We start from the raw sequence: 22,511 nt of genomic DNA on the forward strand, positions 1-22,511 counted from the left end.
CTTGCGAGCAGGGCGCTGGCAGCGTCCGCTGCGCAAACAACAGAAGAAGAAAGCAAGCATGATGAAGAAATCACAGAAACTGGGCGGCCTGCTCTTGGCCGGCCTGATCGCCGGCCAGCCGGCGCTGGCGGACCGCCTGGACGATATCCTGCAACGCGGCAGCGTGCGGGTGGGCACCACCGGAGATTACCGTCCGTTCAGCGAGCGGGACGCGGCCAGCGGCGCCTATCGCGGCCTGGACATCGAGATGGCCGAGAGCCTGGCGCGGGCGCTGGGCGTCAAGCTGGAGCTGGTGGCCACCAGCTGGCCGACGCTGATGCGCGACCACGAGGCCGGCAAGTTCGACATCGCGATGAGCGGGGTGTCGATCAATCTGGAGCGGCAGAAGCGGGCGCTGTATTCGCAGCCCTATCTGAACGACGGCAAGACGCCGATCACCCGCTGCGAAAACGTCCAGCGTTTTCAGACCATCGCCCAGATCAACCAGCCCCGGGTCAAGCTGATCGTCAATCCGGGCGGCACCAATGAAAAGTTCGCGCGCGCCCGCCTGCCGGCGGCCGCGCTGACCGTGCATCCGGACAATGTCACCATTTTCCGGCAGATCATAGACGGCAAGGCCGATCTGATGGTGACCGACGCGGTGGAAACCCGTTATCAGCAGAGGCTGCATCCGGAGCTGTGCGCGGTGCACCCGGAGAAGCCGTTCGACTTTTCGCAAAAAGCCTATCTGCTGCCCAACGACTGGCGCTGGAAAGCCTGGGTGGATCAATGGCTGAGCCAGAGCCTGCAAAACGGCGAATTCGCCGGCCTGTCGGCCAAGTGGCTGGGGAAGTGAGTCTGACCTAGGCTTCGCTGCCTCGCAGTTGCTCGATATAGCAATTGAACAGCTCGGCGTGGCTGGCCACGCCGAGCTTCAGATACAGATTGCGGCGGTGAACCTTGACCGTTTCCGGCGAAATGGCCAGCTGTTGGGCAATGGCCTTGCTGGACAGGCCGCACAGCGTCAGCCGCGCCACCTCGGCCTCGCGCTCGGACAGCCTGCCGTGGCCAAAATGACTCAGCGTCTGCGTCAGTTGATCGGCCAGGCGCTGCGATGGCGGCGTGGGCGCGGAGCTCAGCTGCCAGTGACGCCGCATCGCGGACAGCAGCCAGGGCTGCATCACGCGCAGCTTGCCGATGTCGGCCGGCTCGAATGCGCTGGCCTTGCCCAGCGACAAGGTCAACACCAGGTCCGGAGCCAGGCGCAGCAGCAGCTGGACCTCGTCCACGCCCACCTCGCCGCTCATATAACGCTGAAAATACTCGCTTTGGCGAAAGTGGTCCGGCGCGATGTCGGGCAAGTGGTGGAGGCCGTCGGGAAAAGGCCGCTGCGCGTATTGATAGAAGGGGTCCAGCAGATACAGGCCCTGGCAGTAAAGCGCCATCGGCGACGGCGCGGCCAAGTGCTGAAAATCGCATTCCTCCAGAATCTGCGGCGGCGCGTTCGCGTGGAAACAGGCGGCCAGCGCATTGTCCAGCGGCACGCTGCCGCGCAACAGCAAGACCAGCTGACGCCAAAACCCGGGCAGACCGATGTGCGCCATCAGCTGCGCCAGATGATGGTGCAGCGGCAGTTCCTTCAACAAAGCTTCCATCCTGCAATCCCCGCTCGGGGTAACCCATCACGGTGATTGGGCGCCCTCCCGCGTCAAAATACACTGTCTCCCGCAAGTCTGACTACAAGACCATAGCGACAAGAGGAGAACACTATGAGCCAAGCCGCAAGCCGCCCCGGATTGCGCCGTTCATTGAGCGTGACGGACGTCGTGTTGATAACCGTGTCCGGCGTGACGCCGGCCAGTTCCATTTTCGTGATCGCGCCGTTTGCGCTGCAAGGCGCCGGCAGCGGGGCCTTTCTGGCCTTCGCGCTGGCGGCGGCGCTGGCCGTCGCGTTCGCGCTGTGCTACGCCGAGCTGGGCGCGGCCCACCCCAACGCCGGCGGCGAGTACGTGATCATCGAGCGGGTGTTCGGCCGCGCGCTCAGCCTGCAAATGTATCTGCTGATTCTATGCCTGCTGCTGTTCATCCCGGCGGTGCTGGCCACCGGGGCCGCGCCCTATCTGAACTCCGCGCTGGGCACCCGGCTGGACGGCGCCGAAGTGGCGCTGACCATGATCGTGCTGTGTTTCGGCATCGCGGTGCTGGACATCAAGCTGAACGCCTGGCTGACCGGCTCCTTCCTGCTGCTGGAGCTGGCCGCGCTGGCCTTGATCGCCTGGCTGGGCTTCAGCGAAGCGCAGCAGCCGGCGACGGTGCTGTGGCAGCCGGTGAAGGCGGCGGCGGACGGCGGCCTCGCCGCGGTGCCCGCCGCGGCGATCATCGCCATGGTGGGGACGGCGGTGTTCGCCTACAACGGCTTCGGCGGGGCGGTGTACTTTGCCGAGGACATGCGCGAAAGCGGCCGGCCGGTGGCGAAGGCGGTGCTGGCGGCGCTGTCCATCGTGGTGCTGGTGGAACTGATACCGGTGACCGCCCTGATCCTGGGCGCGCCCTCGCTGGCGGAAATGAGCCGGCAGGCCGATCCGATCAACTACGTGCTCAGTCATTTGAGCAGCCCGGGGCTGGCGCGGGTGATCAGCGGCGGCATCTTTCTGTCGGTGTTCAACGCCATCATCGCCATCGTGGTGCAAAGCGGCCGCTTCTTGTACTCCAGCGGCCGGGACGGCTTGTGGCCGGCGCCGGCGAGCCGGGCGCTGCAACGCATCCATCCGCGCTTCGGCACGCCTTGGGTGGCCACGCTGGCGCTGGCCGTCCCGTCCGCCTTGCTGACCTTTCATTCCAGCCTGGGCGATCTGGCGTCCTTCACCGTGATCATCCTGATGCTGAACTATCTATTGCTGGCGCTGGCGGCCCTGCGCAGCCGGCTGGGCCGGCATCCGCACCCTTACCGCATGCCCGGCTGGCCGTGGCCGCCCTTGTTGGCGGCGGCGGGCAGCCTCTCCCTATTATGGGCGGTGCTGCGAGACGCGCCCGCGCGGGACTGGTGGATTATCGGCGGCATTGCGCTGACCGGGCTTTTGCTGGCGGGCCGTAAGCAGCCCGCCGCCGTATTGATCGTTGAAGAACAGAAAGAGAGGTGAGTATGTTGAAACGAGCCAGAGCATTGGGCATTCGCATCGGCCAGGGCGAGCCCGGCCCCCTGAATGCGATTACGGACGTGCCCGGCGTGAGGGTGGGGCACGCCGCCGCCTGGGCGGACTTCGACGAAGGCCGCCGCGCGCGCACCGGGGTCACGGTGATCGAACCGCGGCCGGGTCTGGCGCGGCGCATGCCGTGCTTTGCCGGCGTGCATGTGTTGAACGGCAACGGCGACGCCAGCGGCCTGGAGTGGCTGCGCGAGGCCGGCGTGCTGAGCACGCCGATCGCGCTGACCAATACCCATAGCGTGGGCGTGGTGCGGGACGCCTTGATCGCCGGCGAGCGCGAGGCGGTGGCCGGCGAGCCGCAGCTGTATTGGACCATGCCGGTGGTGCTGGAAACCTTCGACGGCCTGCTCAACGACATCAACGGCTTTCACGTGAAGGCGGAACACGCGCGCGCCGCGCAAGCGGCGGCCAGCGGCGGCCTGCCGGCCGAGGGCAGCGTGGGCGGCGGCAGCGGCATGATCTGCCATGAGTTCAAGGGCGGCATCGGCACCGCTTCGCGACGGCTGCCGGCGGAGGCGGGCGGCTGGACGGTGGGGGCGCTAGTGCAGGCCAATCACGGCAAGCGCGGCTCCTTGCTGGTGGAGGGCTACCCGGTGGGCCGCCATCTGAGCTGCGCGGAGATTCCCTCGCCGTTTGACGCCGGACGGCTGCCGCAGCCGGGCATGGGCTCCATCGTGGCGGTGCTGGCCACCGACGCGCCCTTGCTGCCGGATCAATGCCGGCGGCTGGCGCAGCGCGCCGGCATCGGCATCGCCCGCACCGGCGGCGGCACCGAGGATTCCAGCGGCGACATCTTCGTGGCCTTCGCCACCGGCAACCAAGGCCTGCCGATGACCGATTACGCCGGCAAGGGCGCTTTGACCTGCGCGGTGGAAATGGTGAACGCGGACCATCTCTCGCCCTTGTTCGAGGCGGCGGCGGAAGCGGTGGAAGAAGCCATCGTCAACGCCTTGCTGGCGGCGGGCGATCTGAGCGGCCACCACGGCCACGCGGCGCATGGCCTCAAGGCCGAGCGCTTGCTGGCCGCTTTGCGGGAAAGCGGCTGGCGTCCGCGCTGACCGGCGCGTCGGCGCGCGGCCCCGGTGTTTTGTTTGCGTCATGAAATGCTATTATCATGGCATGGGGCCGCATCGGCGGCGGACACACAGCAGGAGGCGGAGATGAAGACACCGGACAGCCCGGCCGACGAACCGCAGCGCTTGGCGACCCTGCGCGCGCTGGGCGTGCTGGACACGGCGGCGGAGGAACGTTTCGACCGCCTGACCCGCATGGCCAAGCGTTTGTTTCGGGTGCCCATCGCCCTGGTCAGTCTGGTGGACGAGAACCGTCAGTGGTTCAAGTCCTGCGTCGGGCTGTCGGCGGCGGAAACCGGACGCGATATTTCTTTTTGCGGCCACGCCATACTGGGCGACGACATCTTCTACATCCCGGACGCGCTGGCGGACGAGCGCTTCGCCGACAACCCGCTGGTGACGGACGCGCCGTATATTCGCTTCTACGCCGGCTGCCCGCTGCACGCGGCCAACGGCGCCAAGGTGGGCACCCTGTGCGTGATCGATGTCCAGCCGCGCGAGTTCGATCACGACGACGCGCAGGCGCTGCACGATCTCGCGCGCATGGTGGAGGCGGAGCTGATCGCCTTCCAGGCCGCCACCACCGATGAGCTGACCGGTCTCTCCAACCGGCGCGGCTTCCGGCTGCTGGCGCAGTACAGCCTCAATTTCTGCGCGCGGCAAAACCTGCCGGTCAGCCTGGCCTTCATGGACCTGGACAAGTTCAAGGCGATCAACGACAGCTTCGGCCACGCCGCCGGGGACCATGCGCTGGCGGCTTTCGCCGAACAGATGCGCGCCTCCTTCCGCTCCGCGGACCTGCTGGCGCGGCTGGGCGGGGACGAGTTCGTGGTCTTGCTGTCCGATGTCGAGCATGAGCGGGCGCAGGCGGCGATGGCCAAATTCGCGCGTCACCTGGAGGCTTACAACGCCGGCGCCGGCCAGCCTTATCGGCTGGCGTTTTCCGACGGCATCGTGGAGCTGGACGCGGAACGCCACTTCTCCATCGAGGCGCTGCTGGCGGAGGGCGACGAGCTGATGTATTCGATCAAGGCCGCCAAACGCTAGCCGCGGGCGGCTTCCCGGACCGGCGCGCCCGCTTGTCCACGTGATTTTTACAGCGGAACTTTCACTTTTCATGCCCCTCTAGTCTGAAAACAAACTGCGCAGCATCCTGTGCGCCTAAATAAAAAATCCACACTAGGGAGGCGGCCGCCATGGTCCATGATGTGTCCTTGATTTCCACCATTGCGGCGGGCCTCGGCCTGTCCCTGATTCTGGGCCTGCTCTGCGAGCGGATGCGCATCCCGGCCCTGGTCGGCTATCTGCTGGCCGGCATCGTCATCGGCCCGGCCACGCCGGGCTTCGTCGCCGATATGAAGATCGCTGCGCAGCTGTCCGAAATCGGCGTGATGCTGCTGATGTTCGGCGTCGGCTTGCACTTTTCGATGAAGGACCTGCTGTCGGTCCGGCGCATCGCCGTGCCGGGCGCCATCGTGCAAATGAGCGCCGCCACCGGGCTGGCGCTGTTCATCGCCTGGTGCTGGGGCTGGAGCTGGTCCAGCGGCCTGATCTTCGGCCTGTCGCTGTCCTGCGCCAGCACCGTGGTGCTGCTCAAGGCACTGGAAGTGCGCGGCATCCTGGATACCATCAACGGCCGCATCGCCGTGGGCTGGCTGGTGGTGGAGGACCTGGCCTGCGTGCTGGTGCTGGTGCTGATGCCGCCGATGGCGGCGTTGTTGAGCGGCGCGCCCGCCGCCGCCAACGCCGCGCCGCTGTGGCAGACCATCATGCTGACCTTGCTGCAGGTGGCCGCCTTCATCGCCCTGATGCTGATCGCCGGCCGGCGCGCCTTGCCGTGGCTGCTGTGGCGGGTGGCCAAGACCGGATCGCGCGAGCTGTTCACGCTGGCCGTGACGGCGGCGGCCATCGGCATCGCCTTCGGCGCCGCCCATCTGTTCAACGTCTCCTTTGCGCTGGGCGCTTTCTTCGCCGGCATGATGATGCGGGAGTCCGAATTCAGCCACCGCGCCGCCCGCGAATCGCTGCCGCTGCGCGACGCCTTCTCCGTATTGTTCTTCGTGTCCGTGGGCATGCTGTTCGATCCGGCGATTCTGCTGGAACAGCCGCTGATGGTGCTGAGCGCGGTGGCCGTCATCATGCTGGGCAAAACCCTGGCGGCGCTGGCCCTGGTCATTCTGTACCGCTATCCCCTGAGCACGGCGCTGACCATTGCCGCCAGCCTGGCGCAGATCGGGGAATTCTCCTTCATCCTGGCCGGGCTGGGCGTGTCCTTGGGCCTGCTGTCGGCGCAGGGCATGAGCCTGGTGCTGGCCAGCGCCCTGATCTCCATTGGCCTCAACCCACTGTTGTTCGCCTTGCTGGAGCCCTTGCGCGGCTGGTTGCTGGCGCGCTCGGAATGGGCGCGCAGCCTGGAGCGCCGAGCGGACCCCTACGCCGAGCTGCCGATGAGCACCGAACGCAAATATCTGGAAGGCCAGGTGGTGCTGGTGGGCTACGGCCGCATCGGCCGCGGCGTGGCGGCGGAGCTGGAGCGCAACCGGGTGCCCTTTGTGGTGGTGGACCATAATCGCGAGCTGGTGGAAACGCTGCGCAATCAGGGCCGGGCGGCGGTGACCGGCGACGCCGCCGAGGCGGCCGTGTTGATCCAGGCGCATATCGTCAACGCCTCGGTGTTGGCGGTGACCACGGCGGACGCGCTCAATCTGCGACAGATGGTGGAGGTGGCGCGCACCTTGAACCCGGAGCTGCGCATCGCGCTGCGCGCGCGCAACGGGGAGGAAGCCGAACTATTGCGCGGAGAAGGGCTGGGCGCGGTGTTCCTGGCGGACGAGGAGCTGGCCGGCAGCATCGGCCGCCATGTGCTGCACTGCTTCACCGCGGAGTCGCCGCGGGCGGCGCACTGAGCCCTGCGGATTCATCCCGCTCCAGCCAGGCTTTGGCCGCGGCCAGATCGCGCGCCACCCAGTCGGCGTCGGCCTCGAATTGCGCGTCGTCGACGCCTGCTTGGCGAAACAGGGTCAACAGCAGCTCGCAACCCTCGTCGCGCGCCAGCAGGCGCAAGGGAACGTAGACCTCCGCCTGACCGGGCGGCGACACCCAGTGATCCAGCACGCCGTAGTCGTTGGCCGGCGAAAAGCGCAAGGGCATCACGCCCTGCGGCGTGTCCGCCAGCCAGCCGTCGCCGTCGCGGCGCAAGGCCCCGGCCAGGCCGGACGCCCAGCGCGGGAAGTTTTCCGGCGGCGCCAGCAAGGCGTAGGCGCGGGCGAAAGGGCAGGCAATACTGACGCTGAGATGGCGCGGCGGCGCGGGCATGGGGTTCTCCAATACGGCGATGCTACTTGAGTGTAGACGACGGCGGACCATGTGCCGTTGACATGCTTCGCGCCAACGGGCTATGGTCATTCCCGGTGCTCAAAACACCTATACTACTAGCGGCTACCGCACCCGTAAGATTCGCGGTTTTTTTGCGTCCATGGTTTTGGCAAACTCCCACTTGTGGGACAATGCGCGTCCATGGCCGGGTGTGCGGCTAATACAATACCCGCAAGGGGAATACGCCCGCCGACTAGTAGCGGTTTTGAGCACCCGGCCGCCCTCTCAAAAGGGGCGAAATCAAAAATGCTACTAGGAGGCCGCCATGGCCAAGATCGACACCCTCCGCGAGGCGCGTCGCGCCCTCAGGCATATTCGTGCCGCCCAATCCCATTTCAAACAATTGCCCGAGGCGCTGCGCCGGGAGATGTCCCGTCAACCGCCGCGTCAAACGCCGTTCATCGTAGAACTGTCCCCGGAGGTTTTGTGGAGCCTGCTGGAGGCGCGGTATGGCGTGGAGTGCGCGTATGAGCGGCTGCGCCTGCTGCTGGCGGCGGCGCAGACAGAAACCGTCAAATAGATTGCCGCCGGTGAGAGGGCGGGAATGAGAAAAGCCCGGACGATGCGTCCGGGCTTTTGATATGGGCGAAAGCGCTGAGACTTGGACTGACGGTGGACTCGCACTCAAGACAGTTTCAAGTCAGATTGTTTTTTGTGTAATTTCATTGGCCGGCATAATCCGCCAATTTTCACTATCCGCTGTGACTTATGTGGTTTGAATGTGGGCTAATTAATTCAGGCAGGCAGCGAAGACCCGCTAACAAAACCCCTGATCCTGCCTTGCACCTCCTTGTCGTACGACTGGTACTGCCTGCGTTGGCGCGCCTTAGCCCAGGTTCTCTGCGAGGTGTAGTGAGCTGCTCTAAATGGACTGAATATTATTTTATGCATTTTTCTAATTAGTAAGATCAGCAAGCACAAACCGTGCTGAAAGAATGTGAATAATAACTAACAAAAATTGAGAACGGAAGACATGCCAGTCAGTCCCTAAAGTGTGCGGCCGCATTGGTATTGGCTTGATTGTTAATACTAGTTGTGTTTTGACTGCCTTAATCAAGGCTTGTGTGAGTATCGAGGCAAGCGCCTTAAGGTATTCCTATTGCCTTAATTTTATTGTCAATATAGGGGTTTGTGAATTTTCTGCATCTTTCTAGCACATTTAAAGGAGTTTGATTATGAAGACTGTAAATATTCTGACTATTCCTTTTGCCGCCGTTCTTATGCTGGCGTCTTCCTTCGTTAGCGCATCACCCGCTGAATCGGCGAACGCCAAGGAGGCCGCATCCGCCATGCAACAAGCCGGCAAACCGCCTGCAACATTAAATGCTCTAGTCGATCAAATCCAGCCAAGAAAGCCGGGGCAGTGCTTCTCTGCAAAGAACTGCACGGGGAAAGTCATTGGCAACCACCAACATGCGCATAACTGCAAAAATGCAGGTGGCAAATCTTGGCGCAGCGGCGTGACAGGACAATGCAGTAATTTGTAATCTTTTCAGTTCTTAATCTTAAACAACAGCTTCGCGAGCTTTGGCTCGTGGAGCTGTTTTTCGTTAACAGGCTCTTCGCTTAGAGGGTTGTTGATTAATTGCTCTATTTTTCATGGGTTTATTGGGTGTTTCCATTGTGATTTTATGCTATTAAATTATGTTAAGTGGGTTTTGTAAACTAATATTTACACCCTGTTACGGAACTTGGCTAGTCAGTTGACAGAAGTAATACAAACGTTTGAAATAATTTGATGAAAATAAATGCCCAACCACCAACCAATAGATTGAAAATGAAAAAACTTATCATTGCTTCCATTCTGGGACTGTCCGCAGTTACCGCTCATGCGGCTGAGAGTGGCGCGTATGTTTTTGGTAATTTGGGCTATAACACGGAGAAGGTAAAGAGCCAAGAAGGAATCACTGACAATAAAAGCGCAGGAGGTATCTGGGAGGTCGGAGCCGGCTACCGCTTCGGCTCCTACTTTGCGACGGAAGTGTCATATCTCAACTTCGGCAAGATGCAATACTCTGCTGTCGACGAAGACGGGAAAACAAACTATTCGGTACCGATGCATGCTGAGAGGCTGGCTCTGGTCGGGATTCTGCCAGTGTCAGAAGATGTTGAACTTTTTGGCAAAGTCAGCCTCAATAACGTGCACACCTCAATCAAAGGAGAAGCCGGCGGAGTAAGTGACAGCATAAGTAAACGCAAAGTACTGCCTGGTATTGGCATTGGTGCTAGCTATGCGATCACAAAAAACTTTGCCCTGCGTGGTGAGTACGAGTATGTCAAGAGTGCGATGAACTCCATGAGTGAGGGTAGTAAGGATGTGACATCGGGCACCAATCTATTCAAGCTTGGTGTAAGCTACCAGTTCTAATTTGGTTGGCCCTCCATTTGGAGGGCTTCTTGATATTGTATAAGGATGGATATGCGGTTTTTGCTTTTAGGAAGTGTTCTCATGTCATTTTCGATAGTGGCTGGTGCGAAGGAAATGGATGCGGCCACATCCAAAAGATATGGGGTATGTGTTGGGGTTGCCAACTCGGTGGCTCAGACATTGACTGCTTTTTCTGATATGGGCAGTAGTGAAATCTGGTTGTGGCGAAACAGTAAAATTAGAAATTGTAAATACGATTCTAAGGAGGATGGTTATTTCTTTAAGGAAAGCCTAAAAGAAATGTGGAGTTTTGCGAATAAAAAAATAGAAAATGATAACAAGGCAAAAGTAAGAAATAGTGACTATTCCATGGAGCTGGAAAATTAGCCTTCTGTCAAGGATGCATTTGGTCCCTCGCCGCATAGAGCCCGGTCATAACTGGGCTTTATTTATTTTGGACAGCTGAAGAAGTGGAGCCTTTGAAGCAGGGCCATCATCAAAGTGCCGTGACAGGGCGCTTTGGTGTTCAGCAGCAAGGAGGGCATTGCGGAAGAGGGCAAGATTTTGCCCGCTGGGAGTGGGCTGGAAAGTTAAAGTCCACGCGGTAAAGGCCCCGAAACGGCAATAGCCCAAGCATAGGCTTGGGCTATTTATTTTGGCGGAAGCGGTGAGATTCGAACTCACGGTGGGCTCGCACCCACGACGGTTTTCAAGACCGTTGCATTAAACCACTCTGCCACGCTTCCCGATTCGGTAAGAGGGCGCAATTTTAGCGGGTCTTAGCCGCTTTGCCTAGAGGGCCGGCGCATTTGACGCCAGCATTTCCGCCGCGTGCTCGCGCGTGGTCTGGGTCAGCTCCACGCCGCCCAGCATGCGGGCGATTTCCAGCACCCGTTGTTCGCTGTTCAGCGGCTCGATGCGGCTCTTGACCCGGCCCTTGTGCTCGCTCTTGCTGACTTGCCAGTGATGGCTGCCGCAGGAGGCCACTTGGGGCAGGTGGGTGATGCACAGCACTTGGTAGCGCTGGCCCAGCTGGCGCAGCATGTGGCCGATGACTTCGGCGACGCGGCCGCCGATGCCGACGTCCACTTCGTCGAAGATCAGCGTGGGCACGCTGGCCACTTGGCTGATCACCACTTGCATGGCCAGGCTGATGCGGGACAGTTCGCCGCCGGAGGCCACTTTGGCCAGCGGGCGCAGGCTGGTGCCGGCGTTGGCGGCCACCAGGTATTCGATGGACTCCAGGCCGTGGGCGCCGGGTTCGGACAGGGCGGCCAGTTCGATGGCGAAGCGCGCGCCGCTCATCGCCAGGTGCTGCATTTCCGCGCCGATGCGGGCGGACAGCTCGCTGGCGGCCTGGCGGCGCTTGCCGGACAGGGCCTCGGCCTGCGCGCGGTAGCGCGCCAGCGTGGAGGCTTCGGCCAGCGCCAGCGCTTCGATGTCGGCGGAGGCTTCCAGCGCTTGCAGCTGTTGCTGCCAGTCGTCCAGTTTTTCCTGCAGGTCTTGCGGCTGCGCCCGGTATTTGCGCGCGGTGCTCATCAGCGCTTCCAGCCGGCCTTCCACTTCGGCCAGCTGGCCGGGGTTTTCGTCGATGTCGCTGGCGTAGTCGCGCAGGCTGTAGACCACTTCGCGCAACTCAGCGTCCACGGAGTCGAGCAGCGACAGGGTGTCCGCCAGCCGCGGGTCCAGATTGGCCAGCTTGCTGAGCCGGGTTTGCACCTGGGACAGCATGGTCAGGCAGCTATTGTCCATCTCGGACAGTGTGTCCACCGCCAGCTGGGCGCTTTGCGCCAGTTCGGCGGCGTTGGCCAGCCGGGAGTGGCTCTGGTTCAGCGCGCTCCATTCGTCCGGCTGCAGCTTGAGCTCGCTCAGTTCGTTGATCTGCCAGTTCAGCCGTTCGCGCTCGACTTCGGATTCGCGCGACAGCCGTTCGGCGTCGGCGCGGGCGCGGCGGGCGGTCTGCCAGTCTTGCCAGGCCTTGTTCACGTCGCGGGCCAGCGCGACGGAGCCGGCGTAGGCGTCCAGCAGCTGGCGCTGGGCGTCCGCCTTCATCAGCGATTGGTGGGCGTGCTGGCCGTGGATGTCGACCAGGAATTCGCCCAGCTGCTTGAGCTGGCTGAGGGTGGCGGCCTGGCCGTTGACGAAGCTGCGCGAGCGGCCGGATTTGTCCAGCAGCCGGCGCAGCAGGAGCACGTCGTCGTCGCCGTTGAGGCCGTTTTCGTCCAGCCAGGCGTCGATTTCAGGGCGGCCGCGGGTGTCGAATTCGGCGGTGATCTCGGCGCGCTCCGCGCCTTCGCGCACTTGCGCGCCTTCGGCGCGGTCGCCCAGCAGCAGGCTCAGGGCGTCCAGCAGAATGGATTTGCCGGCGCCGGTTTCGCCGGTGAGCACGGTGAAGCCGGCTTGGAAGTCCAGCGAGATGCTGTCGACGATGACGAAGTCTTTAACGGTCAGCGATAGGAGCATGGGGTGTTCGCGTCAGGTGTCAGAGCAGGCGCTCGCCCCAGTGGAGCTTGTGGCGCAGCATGTCGTAGTAGTTGTAACCCACCGGGTGCAGGATGCGCAGCGGGTTGCGGTAGCGGCGGATCAGCACGCGGTCCATTTCCATCAGGTCGCAATGGGATTGGCCGTCGAAGTGCACGCGCGCGTCCAGGCCGCGGGTGAGCATGAATTCCACTTCGCAGGAGTCGTTGACCGCGATCGGGCGGTTGCTCAGCGATTGCGGGCAGATGGGCACCAGGGCGATGGCCTGCAGCGTGGGGTGCAGGATGGGGCCGCCGGAGGCCAGCGAGTAGGCGGTGGAGCCGGTGGGGGTGGAGACGATCAGGCCGTCCGAACGCTGGCTGTAGACGAACTGGTTATCGATGAAGACTTCGAACTCTATCATCGAGCCCATGGCGCCGCGGCTGAACACCACGTCGTTGAAGGCCAGCGCGTTGGCCACTTCGGCGTCTTCGCGTATCACCGCGGCCTGCAGCAGGATGCGGTCTTCCGGCACGAAATCGCCGCGCAGGATGGCGTCCACGGAGTCCAGCATCTCGTGCAGCGGGATGTCGGTCATGAAGCCCAGCCGGCCCTGGTTGATGCCGATCAGCGGCACGCGGTAGGGGGCCAGCAGCCGGGCGATGGACAGCATGGTGCCGTCGCCGCCCAGCACAATGACGATGTCGGCCAGCTTGCCCATGTCGTTGCGGTCTATCAGCGCGTGCGGGCCGGCTTCCTGCTGGGTGGCGCTGTCCTTGTCGATCAGCACGGTGGCGCCGGAGGCGGACAGGTGGTCGGCCAGCTGGCGCAGGGATTCAACGATGGCGGGCTTGCTGTGCCGCGCCACCAGGCAGACGTGTTTGAACAGTCGTTCCATGGCGTTGTTTCAGTAAGGGGTGGGCGTATCGTTCAAAAAACTGTCGTCGTTGGGTTTCTTGCCGGTGGCTTCCAGCGCTTTCAGGTAGAAGCGCACCAGGTCCGCCAGAGAGTCTACACCGAGTTTGTTGAACAGGTTGGCCCTATGTACTTCTATGGTGCGCGGGGACAGGTCCAGCACCCGGGCGATTTCCTTGCTGGACATGCCGTCCGCCACCAGTTCCAGCACTTCGCGCTCGCGGCCGCTGATGCGGGCGAGCAGGCCCATCACTTCCTGGGTTTCCTCTTCCTTGCGGTGTTGCAGAATGCTCAGCCGTATGCCTTTGCGCAGGCTTTCTATCAGCCGCGCCTGGTCTATGGGCTTGGTCAGAAAGTCGATGGCGCCGGTCTGGAAGGCGCGGCGGCATTGTTCGATGTCGCCGTGGCCGGTGATGAAGACGATGGGCAGGGTCACGTTTTTGTCGATCAGCTGTTCTTGCAGCGCCAGGCCGGTGATTTGCGGCATGCGGATGTCCAGCACCAGGCAGGCGATGTCGTTGCCGCCGTAGTGGGCGAGAAACTCCATCGCGTTGGGAAAGGTGACGGTGCGCATGCCTTGCGCGGCGATCAGCATGGCCAGCGAGTCCAGCACGGCTGGGTCGTCGTCGACGATGTAGACGGTTGGCGTGGTGTTTTGCATTGTGTTTTTGACTCCTGCCGGTTACCCCGTTGACGGCGGCGCGTCCCGTTGCGGCAGTTCAATGATGAATTCCGCGCCGCCGGTTGATTTATTGCGCGCGCTCAGCTTGCCGCCGAACGCTTCTATGGCGGTCTGGCAGATGGCCAGGCCCAATCCCATGCCGCTGGCCTTGGTGCTGAAGAAGGGCGCGAAGATGCGGTCCAGCAATTCCGGCGCGATGCCGGCGCCGTTGTCGCCTATGCTCAGCCGGATCCAGCGGCCGTTCAGGCTGGTGGCGATGCTGAGCCGCCCCCAGGGGGCGACGGTTTCCATGGCGTCCAGCGCGTTGCGCATCAGGTTCAGCACCACTTGTTCCAGTTGTATGTTGTCAGCGTAGACCAATGGCAGGTCGTGGCAAATATTCTGCTCAATATGAATATCGTGGGTTTTCAGTTCGTATTCCAGCAGGTTGAGCGCATTGCCCACCACCTGGTTCAGGTCTATGGGGTTGAATTGCTGGGTTTTCTTGATCACGAACTCGCGCAGGCGCTGGATGATCTGGCCGGCGCGGCTGGCCTGGGTGACGGAGGAGTCCAGCGCGCGGCGCAGCATGGCCATGTCCGGTTCTTCGTCTTCCAGCAGGCTGAGCCCGGCCTGGCAGTAACTCATGATGGCGGACAGCGGCTGGTTGATCTCGTGGGCGATGCCGGAGGCCATCTCGCCCATGGTGTTGATGCGGGCGACGCGGGCCAGCTCCATTTCGTGCTGGCGCAGCCGGGTTTCGCTGGCTTCCAGCGCCGCCAGCATGCGGCGGCGGATGGGGGCGGTGTCGCGGAAGGTCAGCACCGCGCCCATCAGCCGGCCGTCGCGGCCGGGCAGCGGGGACACCGAGCCTTCGATCAGCAGTTTTTCGCCGTCGCTGCGTATCAGGTAGCAGTTTTGCGCCAGCAGCACGGTTTCGCGGCGCTGGATGGCCTTGTGCACCGGGTCTTCCTCCACCTGGCGCGCAAATTCGTAGTTGAGCCTCACCACTTGGTGCAGCTTGCGTTGCGCGGCGTCGAGCGCCTTCAGGCCGAGCAGGGTTTCCGCCGCCGGGTTGAGGTAGCGGATGCTCAGGTCGATGTCGATGCTGATCACCGCGTCGCTGATGCCGCTGAGCGCCACCATCGCGTATTCGCGCTCGCGGTGCAGCCGGTCTTGCGCCTGTTCCTGCGCCTGGCGGTTTTGCGCCAGCAGCGCCAGGATGATCAGCAGCAAGTAGGCCGGCACCATGGAGAAGAGGGCGCTGAGCAAGAGCTCCAGCGGCGCGGTGCGGTCGAAGCTGAGCTGGCGGCGCACCGTCAGCTCGTAGGGCAGATAGGGGGTGTCCAGGCTTTTGCGGATTTCCAGCGCCGGCAGCAGCCATTGCGCCAGCCAGCCGGGCCGGTCCTGCTGTTGGTGGCGGTAGATCAGCGGGTCGTAGCCGCTGGGCGCGCTGTCTTTGCGTTGCAGCGCCACGCTGTAGCGCGTCGCCATATTGGGGGTCAGGCTGACCAGTCTGTCCAGGGACAGCACCTGCACCACCATGCCGGCGGTCTGTTCGCTGCGCACCAGCGGCACCGGGGACGGCGCTTCGGTGTTGTAGACGGCGGAGAAGAAGGCCAGGCCCTGTTTGCCGTTGTTGAGGCGCAGCACCGGGGACACCGCTTCGCCCTGGCCCATCGCGCGGTGGACAGTGGGCGCCAGCACGCTGTCGGCCAGCAGGTCCAGCCCCATTTCGCGCCAGTCGTCCGAGGCGAGGCCGGGTTCGGCCATGCTCAGCGGCAGGTAGCGCGGCCGTTTGGCCGCCAGCCGCCAGGCTTGCTGCTGGTCCCAGGCGTTGTCCTGCTGGTGCTGGTAGTCGCGGATGCGGTAGGGCTGGCCTTGCAGCTGGCTGCGCATGCGCTCGAATTCGCGGCGGTAGGCGTGGCTGACCAGCGGCTGGTAGCCGATGAAGTAGAGCTGCGGCTGTTCGCGCGCCAGCGATTCCACCAAGAGGCGGATGCGTTGTTCGCGCAGGCTGTTTTCCTGATCGACGATGTCGACCACGCTTTGTTGCAGCATCTCGCTTTCCTGCAGCCGGGTTTGCAGGCTGGAGAGAATCAGGCCGTGCACCTGCTGGTGCTCCTGATGCTGCTGGTTGAGGTCCAGCGCCACCGATTGGCCCAGCAAGAGGGCGAAGGTGAGCAGCCACAACACGGCGCAGGCCAGGCGTCCGCGCGGGGAGGCGGTGCGCAACAGGTCCAGGTGACGGGTGAGGGCGGTGCGGAATGCAGTGATGATGCTGTGCTTGTCTGCCATGGGGAGATTGGGTTCGTCCGGCGCGCAGCCAATCTGGGCATCGCCGCTACTGAGCCGGATTATAGCGGCGATGCCCGGGGCGCGCGAACCAAGCCGGGAGCTGGGCTCGCCCCTGGCAGGGTGTGGCTTATTTCTTCAAGTAAACAGAAAAATATTGCTGAAACTTGGCCAATTTTGGCGCAACCACCATTTGACAATAGGGTTCGTGGCCATGTTGATCAAAGTATTGCTGGTGATAGTCTTCGGCCGGATAAAAGGGCGCGGCGGCTTCCAGCCGGGTGACGATGGGGGCCGGGTAATCGCCGGCCCGCTCCGCCATCATGCGCTCCGCCGCCTGGCGTTGTTCCTCGTCGTGATAGAACAGCACCGACGCGTATTGCGGGCCGACGTCGTTGCCCTGGCGGTTGAGGGTGGTGGGGTCGTGCAGGGCGAAGAAGGCGCGCAGCAGGGTGTCGTAGTCTATCTGGGCGGGATCGTAGCGGATTTGCACGGCTTCCACGTGGCCGCTGCGGCCGGCGCAGACTTCCTTGTAGCTGGGGTCGGCGCCGGGGCCGCCGGTATAGCCGGATACGGCGCTGTGGACGCCGGCCAGGCGATTGTAGGCGCTTTCTATGCACCAGAAGCAGCCGCCGGCGAAGGTTGCGGTTTTCATGTCGGACTCCATTGACGGGGTGGGTGTGTATGAGTCGCGCCGGGGCGGGCGATCTGTCCCTCGGCGCCGAAGATTTGCCAGGCCAGGCGCACGGTTTCGGTCTGGATCGCCACGGTGTCTTCTATGGGCACCGCGTAGCCGCCGCCCATGACGACGGCGACGGCGGCTTTGGACTGGCGACAGGCTTCCAGCACCATGCGGTCGCGCGCGGCCAGGCCGTCCCGGCTCAGCGCCAGCTTGCCCAGGCGGTCGCCGGCGTAGGGATCGGCGCCGGCCAGGTAAAAGACCAGGTCCGGATCGGCGGCGAACAGGCGCGGCAAGTGTTCGGCCAGGGCGGCGAGATAGGTCTGGTCGCCGGTTCCGTCCGGCAGTTCGATATCCAGATCGCCGGCTTCGCGGCGGAAGGGGAAATTGCCGGCGCCGTGCATGGAGAAGGTGAAGATGCGCGCGTCGCCGCGGGTGATGGCCGCGGTGCCGTCGCCCTGATGCACGTCCAGGTCCAGCACCAGCGCGCGGCGGGCCAGGCCCTCGTCCAGCATCAGCCGCGCGGCCACGGCGATATCGTTGAACACGCAAAACCCGCTGCCCATCGCGCGGCCGGCGTGGTGGGTGCCGCCGGCCAGGTTGACGCCGCAGCCGCGCGTCAGCGCCCAGCGGGCGGCGGCGATGGTGGCGCCCACCGAGCGGCGGCTGCGTTCCAGCAGTTGCGGGCTCCAGGGCAGGCCGATCTCGCGCTGCTCGGCGGCGCTGAGCGCGCCGTTGAACACCTTGTCCAGGTAGGCGTCGTCGTGGGCCAGCGCCAGCTCGTAGCGGCTGGCCGCCGGCGCGGCGTCCATCGCCTCGGCGGCGAAGCCGGCCACGGCCTGCGCCAGCAAGACGTACTTCTGCGCCGGGAAACGGTGTCCGGGCGGCAGCGGCAGCGCGAACTGATCGGTGCGGAAAATACGCATCGAGGCGCTCAGAAGGCCTTGACCAGGGCGAAGCGCGGCAGGGTCTGGCCCTCGTGCGCGACGCTTTCCTCGAACATGCCGGCCGGGCGCGCCCACAGGCCGAATTCGCCGTAGAGCGCGCGGTACATCACCAGCAGTTCGCCGGTTTCGGAGTGGGTGGCGGTGCCCAGCACTTCATAGAGCGGGCCTTTGTAATGGCGATAAATGCCGGGAGCGATTTTCATGGGGCCTCCTTGGGTTTACGGCAGATGGGAGAGGGCGTCGGCCATCAGCTGGAACAGGCCGTCGGAGTCCACCTCGGTCAGGTAGAGCGCGTTGGGCGCGCGGCCGGATTCGCCGTGCCAGTCCACCACGGTGGCGCCGGTGGTGTAGTGGCCGGCCAGTTCCACCACCACGTTGACTTCGCGGCCGCGGAACAGCTCGGGGCGCAGCAGATAGGCGATCACGCAGGGGTCGTGCACCGGCGCGCCGTCCTGGCCCAGCTTTTGCACATCGTAGCGCTCCAGCGAAGTCAGCAGCGCGGCCGCCAGCGGGCCGCAGCGGTTGGGCAGGCCGCGCAGCCATTCCACGCGCGCCGGCGTGGTCGTGGCCTGGTGGGTGACGTCCAGCGGCAAGATCACGATGGGCGCGCCGCAGCGCAGCACGATGTCGGCCGCGTGCGGGTCGGTGTGGATGTTGAACTCCGCCGCCGGAGTCATATTGCCGCCGGCGAAATAGCCGCCGCCCATCAGCACGATGCGGCCGATGCGTGCTGCGATGTCCGGCGCGCGGCGCAAGGCCAGCGCGATATTGCTCAGCGGGCCCACCGGGCACAGGGTGACGCTGCCGGCCGGTTCGCGGCGCAGGGTGTCCACGATGAAGTCCACTGCGTGTTCGGCGCGCACCGGCATGGCGGGCTCGTGCAGCGGCGCGCCGTCCAGGCCGCTGGCGCCGTGCACGTGTTCGGCGCCCTGATAGGGCTGGACCAGCGGCCGGTCGGCGCCGGCGTAGACGGGCACGTCGCCGCGGCCGGCCCATTCGCAGACGATGCGGGCGTTGCGGGTGGTCAGTTCCACGCCCACGTTGCCGGCCACCGTGGTCAGGCCGAGCAGCTCGATGTCGGCGCTCGCGCCCAGCAGGAACAGGATGGCGACCGCGTCGTCGAGGCCAGGGTCCGTGTCGAAGATGACGCGATGCTGTTTCATGTCGGCTCCATTGGGCAATGTCATCAAGGGGGCGAAGGATGCCGCAGCGCTTGGCGGCGCGTCAAGGCGAGCTCCGGCGCGCCCGGCTTATCCGGGGCTCCATTCATAGACCCGGAATTCGCTATCCAGTTTAAATCCTGATTGTTCGTACAGCCGCTGCGCGTTCAGATTGCCGTGCGCGGTTTGCAGCGTGAGGCCGCCGCCCAGCGCGGCGACATGGGCCTGGCAACGCTCCAGCAATACGCGGCCGACGCCGCCGCCGCGGCAGGCCGGCGATACGAACAAGTCGTGCAGCAGCCAGTGCGGGCGCAGGGAGAGCGAGGAGAAGCCGGGATAGAGCAGGGCGAAGCCTTGGACGCCGGCGGCGTCTTCCGCCAGGAAGACCACCGCTTCGCCCGTGCTCAGCCGCTGTTCCAGGAAGGCGGCGCAGGCTTCCGCCGGCTGCGCGACCTGATAGAAATCGAGATAAGCCAGAAACAAGGGCAGCCAGCAGCGGACGGATTCCGCGCCGGCCTGGCGGATGGCGATTTGCATTGAATGCCTTTCCCCGCTTTGCGGTACAATATTCGCCTTTTTTCCGGCGATGTTTGCAATGAAATTGGTTCTTGCCCCGATGGAGGGCCTGGTGGACGAGGCGATGCGCGATGTGCTGACCCGGGTGGGCGGCATTGATCTGTGCGTGACCGAGTTCGTCCGCGTCACCTCGGCGCTCCTGCCCACCCGCACTTTCATGCGGCTGGCCCCGGAGCTGGCGCGCGGCGGCAAGACCCGCGCCGGCGTCACGGTGCGGGTGCAATTGCTGGGTTCGGACCCGGCCTGTCTGGCCGAGAACGCCGCCAAGGCCGCCAGCCTGGGCGCGCCGGGCATAGACCTGAATTTCGGCTGTCCGGCGCCCACTGTCAACCGCCATCGCGGCGGCGCCGTCCTGCTCAACGATCCCGAGCTGTTGTTCCAGATCGTCCAGGCGGTGCGCGCGGCGGTGCCGGCCGAAATACCGGTCACCGCCAAAATGCGGCTGGGCTATGAAGACAAAAGCCGGGCCTTGGAATGCGCGCGGGCGCTGGAAGCCGGCGGCGCGCAGGAACTGGCGGTGCACGGCCGCACCAAGGTGGAGGGCTACCGGCCGCCGGCGCATTGGGACTGGATCGCCCGCATCCGCGAGAGCGTGGCGGTGCCGGTGGTGGCCAACGGCGAGGTGTGGACGCTGGACGATTACCGCGCCATCCGCGAGCAAAGCGGCTGCGACACGGTGATGATAGGCCGCGGCCTGGTGGCCTGCCCGGACCTGGCGCTGCGCATCAAGCGCGGGGACGGCGCCGAAGCCATGCCCTGGAGCGAGATGCAGCCCTGGGTGCTGGACCTGTTTCTGCAGTGCCGCGTCCAGTCCGAGGACGGACGCTACCCGGTGGCGCGCACCAAGCAATGGCTGGGGCAGCTCAAGCGCACCTGGCCCGAGGCCGGCGCCTTGTTCGAGCGCATCCGCAGGCTGACCACGCCGGACGATGTGGAACCTGTACTGCGAGACATGCTTGCTAAGTAAATGTACTCATATCTAAATGCTATGGGAATGTGTAGCATTCAATTGCGCGCTGCACTGGTATAGCAGGGCGCTGTGATTCCGGCGGCTCCCCAGCTCCGGCGATTACACTTCCCCGATACCTTGCAGCCCTCCCTACACGGGAGGGATTTTTTTTATCCGCCGCGATGGACTATCAATGAAAAGCGGCCGGCCTGTTGTTTCCCCCTCTTCCCTGCCGCAGCGGCGCCGCCATCGGCGGTTTCCCATCAAAGATTTCATCGCGGAGGCGGCATGGATACGGCCCCGACGGTTAGCTGGCTGGAAAAGCTGATCCCTCAGGCGTGGCACGACAGTCTGACGCTGTTCGTGGCGCTGACGGCCGCCTGCGCCGCCTTGCTCTATCTGCTGCGGCCGGAAGCCCGCAAGTCGACGCTGCGTTCGCTGCTGGCCGCCGCCGTTGCGCTGGTGGTGATCAATCTGGGTCCGCAGGGCGATCAGGCGGTGGCGGAGTGGATCAAGCAGGTGGCCATCATCGTGCTGGGCCTGGCGCTGATCCGGCTGTGGGCGATGATGTTGATGCGCTTGTTCCTGCCCTTGCTGCGCCTGCATCCGCCGCGCATTCTGGAAGACATCCTGCTGGTGCTGGGCTGCGTGGGCTGGGGCCTGGTGCTCTTGCGCCTGGCCGGCCTGGACCTGAGCCACATCGTCACCACCTCGGCGGTGATCACCGGCGTGCTGGCGTTTTCCATGCAGGACACGCTGGGCAATATCCTGGCCGGTCTGTCGCTGCAACTGGACAATTCGGTGGAGGTGGGGGACTGGATCAAGTCCGGCGAGCTGTCCGGCCGGGTGGTGGAAATCAATTGGCGCGCCACCCTGGTGGAAACCCGCAACTGGGAAACCGTGGTGATTCCCAACAGCCAGCTGATGAAGGGGCAGTTCGCCATCCTGGGCAAGCACCAGGGCGGCCCGCTGCAATGGCGGCGCTGGGTGTGGTTCAACATCAATTGGGACACGCTGCCCAATCAGATCATCACCGTGGTGGAGCGCTCCTTGCGCGAGGCGCAACTGCCCGGCGTGGCCTTGTCGCCGGAGCCCAACTGTATTTTGATGGGTTTCGAGAACGGCTACAGCAAGTACGCGGTGCGTTACTGGCTGACGGATCTCGCCGCCGACGATCTGACCGATTCCGTGGTGCGCACCCATATCGACGCCGCCTTGCGCCGCCATAATCTGAAAATGTCCTCGCCGCACTACAATGTGCTGACCATCAAGGACAATGAAAAGTATATGGAAGCGCGGATGAAGAAGCACCTGGAGGAGAGGGTGCAGGCGCTGCGCAAGGTGGAGCTGCTGACCAGCCTCAACGACGAGGAAATGGTGGTGTTGGCCGATCAGCTCAAGTTCACGCCCTTCGTCACCGGCGACATCATCATGCATCAGGGCGCGGTCGCGCATTGGCTCTACATCATGCTCAGCGGCGAGGTGGAGGTGTGGGTGAACCTGCCGGACGGCAGCCGCAAGCTGGTGGACGTGCTGGAGGGCGGCAATTTCTTCGGCGAGATGGGCTTGATGACCGGCGAGGCGCGCAGCGGCACCGTGATCGCGCGTTCCAATGTGGAGTGCCTGCGGCTGGACAAGGAATCCTTCCAGTCCATTCTGAGTTCGCGCAAGGAGTTGGCCGAGGCGATCTCGTCGATTCTGGCGGAACGCCTGGCCGAGCGCACCCGCAAGCTGCCGCAGGATTGGCAGGAGGGCCACGGCTCGCCGCAGCGGGCGGAGCTGGTGGACAAGATCCGGCGTTTCTTCGGCCTGGCCAAGCATTGACCGTCATTCAGCACCGCCTGGATGGGCTTGCCGCGCCAAATGCG

22 protein-coding genes and 1 tRNA gene are annotated in these 22,511 nt (G+C 64.0%); 11 read left to right on the plus strand and 12 right to left on the minus strand.

The genetic code is table 11. The features are described from left to right. Nucleotides 1–58 precede the first annotated feature (58 nt). A complete protein-coding gene (locus JC616_RS10500) occupies nt 59–835 on the plus strand; it encodes a transporter substrate-binding domain-containing protein (protein ID WP_319792929.1) in 777 nt (258 codons plus the stop codon). A gap of 7 nt (nt 836–842) precedes the next feature. On the opposite strand, the gene JC616_RS10505 is transcribed toward JC616_RS10500, so the two are convergent. Beyond that, a complete protein-coding gene (locus JC616_RS10505; protein WP_227108143.1) occupies nt 843–1,634 on the minus strand; it encodes a helix-turn-helix transcriptional regulator in 792 nt (263 codons plus the stop codon). Between the two features lie 114 nt (nt 1,635–1,748). Between JC616_RS10505 and JC616_RS10510 the strand changes: the two genes are divergently transcribed. The 4 genes from JC616_RS10510 to JC616_RS10525 all read left to right on the plus strand — a co-directional run bounded on the left by JC616_RS10510 (nt 1,749) and on the right by JC616_RS10525 (nt 7,164). After that, nucleotides 1,749–3,119, plus strand: coding sequence for an APC family permease (locus JC616_RS10510; protein ID WP_107799278.1), 1,371 nt, complete (start codon nt 1,749–1,751; stop codon nt 3,117–3,119). A gap of 2 nt (nt 3,120–3,121) precedes the next feature. Next, nucleotides 3,122–4,243 carry a DmpA family aminopeptidase gene (locus JC616_RS10515; RefSeq protein ID WP_227108145.1) on the plus strand — a complete coding sequence of 374 codons (1,122 nt, stop codon included), beginning with the start codon at nt 3,122–3,124 and terminating at the stop codon, nt 4,241–4,243. Nucleotides 4,244–4,345: 102 nt separating this feature from the next. Beyond that, on the plus strand, nt 4,346–5,305 hold the full coding sequence (locus JC616_RS10520) for a GGDEF domain-containing protein (RefSeq protein ID WP_107799276.1): 960 nt from the start codon (nt 4,346–4,348) through the stop codon (nt 5,303–5,305). Nucleotides 5,306–5,454: 149 nt separating this feature from the next. Beyond that, the gene (locus tag JC616_RS10525; protein ID WP_107799275.1) at nt 5,455–7,164 is read left to right on the plus strand and encodes a cation:proton antiporter domain-containing protein; all 1,710 of its coding nucleotides are present in this window, start codon (nt 5,455–5,457) and stop codon (nt 7,162–7,164) included. Here the strand turns inward: JC616_RS10525 and JC616_RS10530 are convergent. Continuing rightward, nucleotides 7,133–7,573 (minus strand): SRPBCC family protein, encoded by a 441-nt coding sequence (locus tag JC616_RS10530; RefSeq protein WP_227108146.1) that lies wholly within the window; start codon nt 7,571–7,573, stop codon nt 7,133–7,135. The two genes, JC616_RS10525 and JC616_RS10530, sit on opposite strands and share 32 nt — an antisense overlap. Before the next feature lie 325 nt (nt 7,574–7,898). Between JC616_RS10530 and JC616_RS10535 the strand changes: the two genes are divergently transcribed. The 4 genes from JC616_RS10535 to JC616_RS10550 all read left to right on the plus strand — a co-directional run bounded on the left by JC616_RS10535 (nt 7,899) and on the right by JC616_RS10550 (nt 10,388). Beyond that, the gene (locus JC616_RS10535) at nt 7,899–8,153 is read left to right on the plus strand and encodes a hypothetical protein (protein WP_227108147.1); all 255 of its coding nucleotides are present in this window, start codon (nt 7,899–7,901) and stop codon (nt 8,151–8,153) included. Between the two features lie 655 nt (nt 8,154–8,808). Next, the gene (locus tag JC616_RS10540) at nt 8,809–9,120 is read left to right on the plus strand and encodes a hypothetical protein (RefSeq protein WP_227108148.1); all 312 of its coding nucleotides are present in this window, start codon (nt 8,809–8,811) and stop codon (nt 9,118–9,120) included. A gap of 290 nt (nt 9,121–9,410) precedes the next feature. Further along, entirely contained in the window at nt 9,411–10,001 is a 591-nt protein-coding gene (locus JC616_RS10545) for a porin family protein (protein WP_227108149.1), read from the plus strand. 81 nt (nt 10,002–10,082) lie between these two features. Further along, complete coding sequence (locus tag JC616_RS10550; RefSeq protein ID WP_227108150.1) at nt 10,083–10,388, plus strand: hypothetical protein; 306 nt, start codon at nt 10,083–10,085, stop codon at nt 10,386–10,388. Nucleotides 10,389–10,657: 269 nt separating this feature from the next. Here the strand turns inward: JC616_RS10550 and JC616_RS10555 are convergent. The 10 genes from JC616_RS10555 to JC616_RS10600 all read right to left on the minus strand — a co-directional run bounded on the left by JC616_RS10555 (nt 10,658) and on the right by JC616_RS10600 (nt 19,655). Further along, nucleotides 10,658–10,747 (minus strand) — tRNA-Ser (locus tag JC616_RS10555). Nucleotides 10,748–10,793: 46 nt separating this feature from the next. Further along, entirely contained in the window at nt 10,794–12,464 is a 1,671-nt protein-coding gene (recN, locus tag JC616_RS10560; RefSeq protein ID WP_227108152.1) for a DNA repair protein RecN, read from the minus strand. Nucleotides 12,465–12,483: 19 nt separating this feature from the next. Then, on the minus strand, nt 12,484–13,359 hold the full coding sequence (locus JC616_RS10565; protein ID WP_107799251.1) for an NAD kinase: 876 nt from the start codon (nt 13,357–13,359) through the stop codon (nt 12,484–12,486). A 9-nt stretch (nt 13,360–13,368) separates the two neighbouring features. After that, complete coding sequence (locus JC616_RS10570; RefSeq protein WP_019103053.1) at nt 13,369–14,037, minus strand: response regulator transcription factor; 669 nt, start codon at nt 14,035–14,037, stop codon at nt 13,369–13,371. 21 nt (nt 14,038–14,058) lie between these two features. Further along, nucleotides 14,059–16,335 carry an ATP-binding protein gene (locus JC616_RS10575; protein ID WP_227108154.1) on the minus strand — a complete coding sequence of 759 codons (2,277 nt, stop codon included), beginning with the start codon at nt 16,333–16,335 and terminating at the stop codon, nt 14,059–14,061. A gap of 127 nt (nt 16,336–16,462) precedes the next feature. Then, nucleotides 16,463–16,987 carry a peptide-methionine (S)-S-oxide reductase MsrA gene (gene msrA / locus JC616_RS10580; protein ID WP_227108156.1) on the minus strand — a complete coding sequence of 175 codons (525 nt, stop codon included), beginning with the start codon at nt 16,985–16,987 and terminating at the stop codon, nt 16,463–16,465. Then, on the minus strand, nt 16,984–17,937 hold the full coding sequence (locus JC616_RS10585; RefSeq protein ID WP_227108158.1) for a histone deacetylase family protein: 954 nt from the start codon (nt 17,935–17,937) through the stop codon (nt 16,984–16,986). Before JC616_RS10585 ends, msrA begins: the two co-directional genes overlap by 4 nt. Before the next feature lie 8 nt (nt 17,938–17,945). Next, the gene (locus tag JC616_RS10590; protein ID WP_043593565.1) at nt 17,946–18,161 is read right to left on the minus strand and encodes a DUF1653 domain-containing protein; all 216 of its coding nucleotides are present in this window, start codon (nt 18,159–18,161) and stop codon (nt 17,946–17,948) included. 15 nt (nt 18,162–18,176) lie between these two features. Then, nucleotides 18,177–19,121, minus strand: a complete 945-nt coding sequence (locus JC616_RS10595; protein WP_227108160.1) for a nucleoside hydrolase — start codon at nt 19,119–19,121, stop codon at nt 18,177–18,179. Nucleotides 19,122–19,208: 87 nt separating this feature from the next. Beyond that, nucleotides 19,209–19,655 carry a GNAT family N-acetyltransferase gene (locus tag JC616_RS10600; RefSeq protein ID WP_227108162.1) on the minus strand — a complete coding sequence of 149 codons (447 nt, stop codon included), beginning with the start codon at nt 19,653–19,655 and terminating at the stop codon, nt 19,209–19,211. Between the two features lie 58 nt (nt 19,656–19,713). Here JC616_RS10600 and JC616_RS10605 point away from each other — a divergent pair, with 58 nt between their 5' ends. Both JC616_RS10605 and JC616_RS10610 read left to right on the plus strand, forming a co-directional pair. Next, a complete protein-coding gene (locus JC616_RS10605; protein ID WP_107799245.1) occupies nt 19,714–20,661 on the plus strand; it encodes a tRNA dihydrouridine synthase in 948 nt (315 codons plus the stop codon). A gap of 270 nt (nt 20,662–20,931) precedes the next feature. Continuing rightward, complete coding sequence (locus JC616_RS10610; protein ID WP_107799244.1) at nt 20,932–22,467, plus strand: mechanosensitive ion channel family protein; 1,536 nt, start codon at nt 20,932–20,934, stop codon at nt 22,465–22,467. Nucleotides 22,468–22,511 lie beyond the last annotated feature (44 nt).

The organism is Chromobacterium rhizoryzae (assembly GCF_020544465.1).
Taxonomy (GTDB): domain Bacteria; phylum Pseudomonadota; class Gammaproteobacteria; order Burkholderiales; family Chromobacteriaceae; genus Chromobacterium.

Coding starts and splice junctions, on each gene's coding strand:
- JC616_RS10500 (WP_319792929.1), top strand. CDS start 59: ATGATGAAGAAATCACAGAAACTGGGCGGCCTGCTCTTGGCCGGCCTG.
- JC616_RS10505 (WP_227108143.1), bottom strand. CDS start 1,634: ATGGAAGCTTTGTTGAAGGAACTGCCGCTGCACCATCATCTGGCGCAG.
- JC616_RS10510 (WP_107799278.1), top strand. CDS start 1,749: ATGAGCCAAGCCGCAAGCCGCCCCGGATTGCGCCGTTCATTGAGCGTG.
- JC616_RS10515 (WP_227108145.1), top strand. CDS start 3,122: ATGTTGAAACGAGCCAGAGCATTGGGCATTCGCATCGGCCAGGGCGAG.
- JC616_RS10520 (WP_107799276.1), top strand. CDS start 4,346: ATGAAGACACCGGACAGCCCGGCCGACGAACCGCAGCGCTTGGCGACC.
- JC616_RS10525 (WP_107799275.1), top strand. CDS start 5,455: ATGGTCCATGATGTGTCCTTGATTTCCACCATTGCGGCGGGCCTCGGC.
- JC616_RS10530 (WP_227108146.1), bottom strand. CDS start 7,573: ATGCCCGCGCCGCCGCGCCATCTCAGCGTCAGTATTGCCTGCCCTTTC.
- JC616_RS10535 (WP_227108147.1), top strand. CDS start 7,899: ATGGCCAAGATCGACACCCTCCGCGAGGCGCGTCGCGCCCTCAGGCAT.
- JC616_RS10540 (WP_227108148.1), top strand. CDS start 8,809: ATGAAGACTGTAAATATTCTGACTATTCCTTTTGCCGCCGTTCTTATG.
- JC616_RS10545 (WP_227108149.1), top strand. CDS start 9,411: ATGAAAAAACTTATCATTGCTTCCATTCTGGGACTGTCCGCAGTTACC.
- JC616_RS10550 (WP_227108150.1), top strand. CDS start 10,083: ATGTCATTTTCGATAGTGGCTGGTGCGAAGGAAATGGATGCGGCCACA.
- recN (WP_227108152.1), bottom strand. CDS start 12,464: ATGCTCCTATCGCTGACCGTTAAAGACTTCGTCATCGTCGACAGCATC.
- JC616_RS10565 (WP_107799251.1), bottom strand. CDS start 13,359: ATGGAACGACTGTTCAAACACGTCTGCCTGGTGGCGCGGCACAGCAAG.
- JC616_RS10570 (WP_019103053.1), bottom strand. CDS start 14,037: ATGCAAAACACCACGCCAACCGTCTACATCGTCGACGACGACCCAGCC.
- JC616_RS10575 (WP_227108154.1), bottom strand. CDS start 16,335: ATGGCAGACAAGCACAGCATCATCACTGCATTCCGCACCGCCCTCACC.
- msrA (WP_227108156.1), bottom strand. CDS start 16,987: ATGAAAACCGCAACCTTCGCCGGCGGCTGCTTCTGGTGCATAGAAAGC.
- JC616_RS10585 (WP_227108158.1), bottom strand. CDS start 17,937: ATGCGTATTTTCCGCACCGATCAGTTCGCGCTGCCGCTGCCGCCCGGA.
- JC616_RS10590 (WP_043593565.1), bottom strand. CDS start 18,161: ATGAAAATCGCTCCCGGCATTTATCGCCATTACAAAGGCCCGCTCTAT.
- JC616_RS10595 (WP_227108160.1), bottom strand. CDS start 19,121: ATGAAACAGCATCGCGTCATCTTCGACACGGACCCTGGCCTCGACGAC.
- JC616_RS10600 (WP_227108162.1), bottom strand. CDS start 19,655: ATGCAAATCGCCATCCGCCAGGCCGGCGCGGAATCCGTCCGCTGCTGG.
- JC616_RS10605 (WP_107799245.1), top strand. CDS start 19,714: ATGAAATTGGTTCTTGCCCCGATGGAGGGCCTGGTGGACGAGGCGATG.
- JC616_RS10610 (WP_107799244.1), top strand. CDS start 20,932: ATGGATACGGCCCCGACGGTTAGCTGGCTGGAAAAGCTGATCCCTCAG.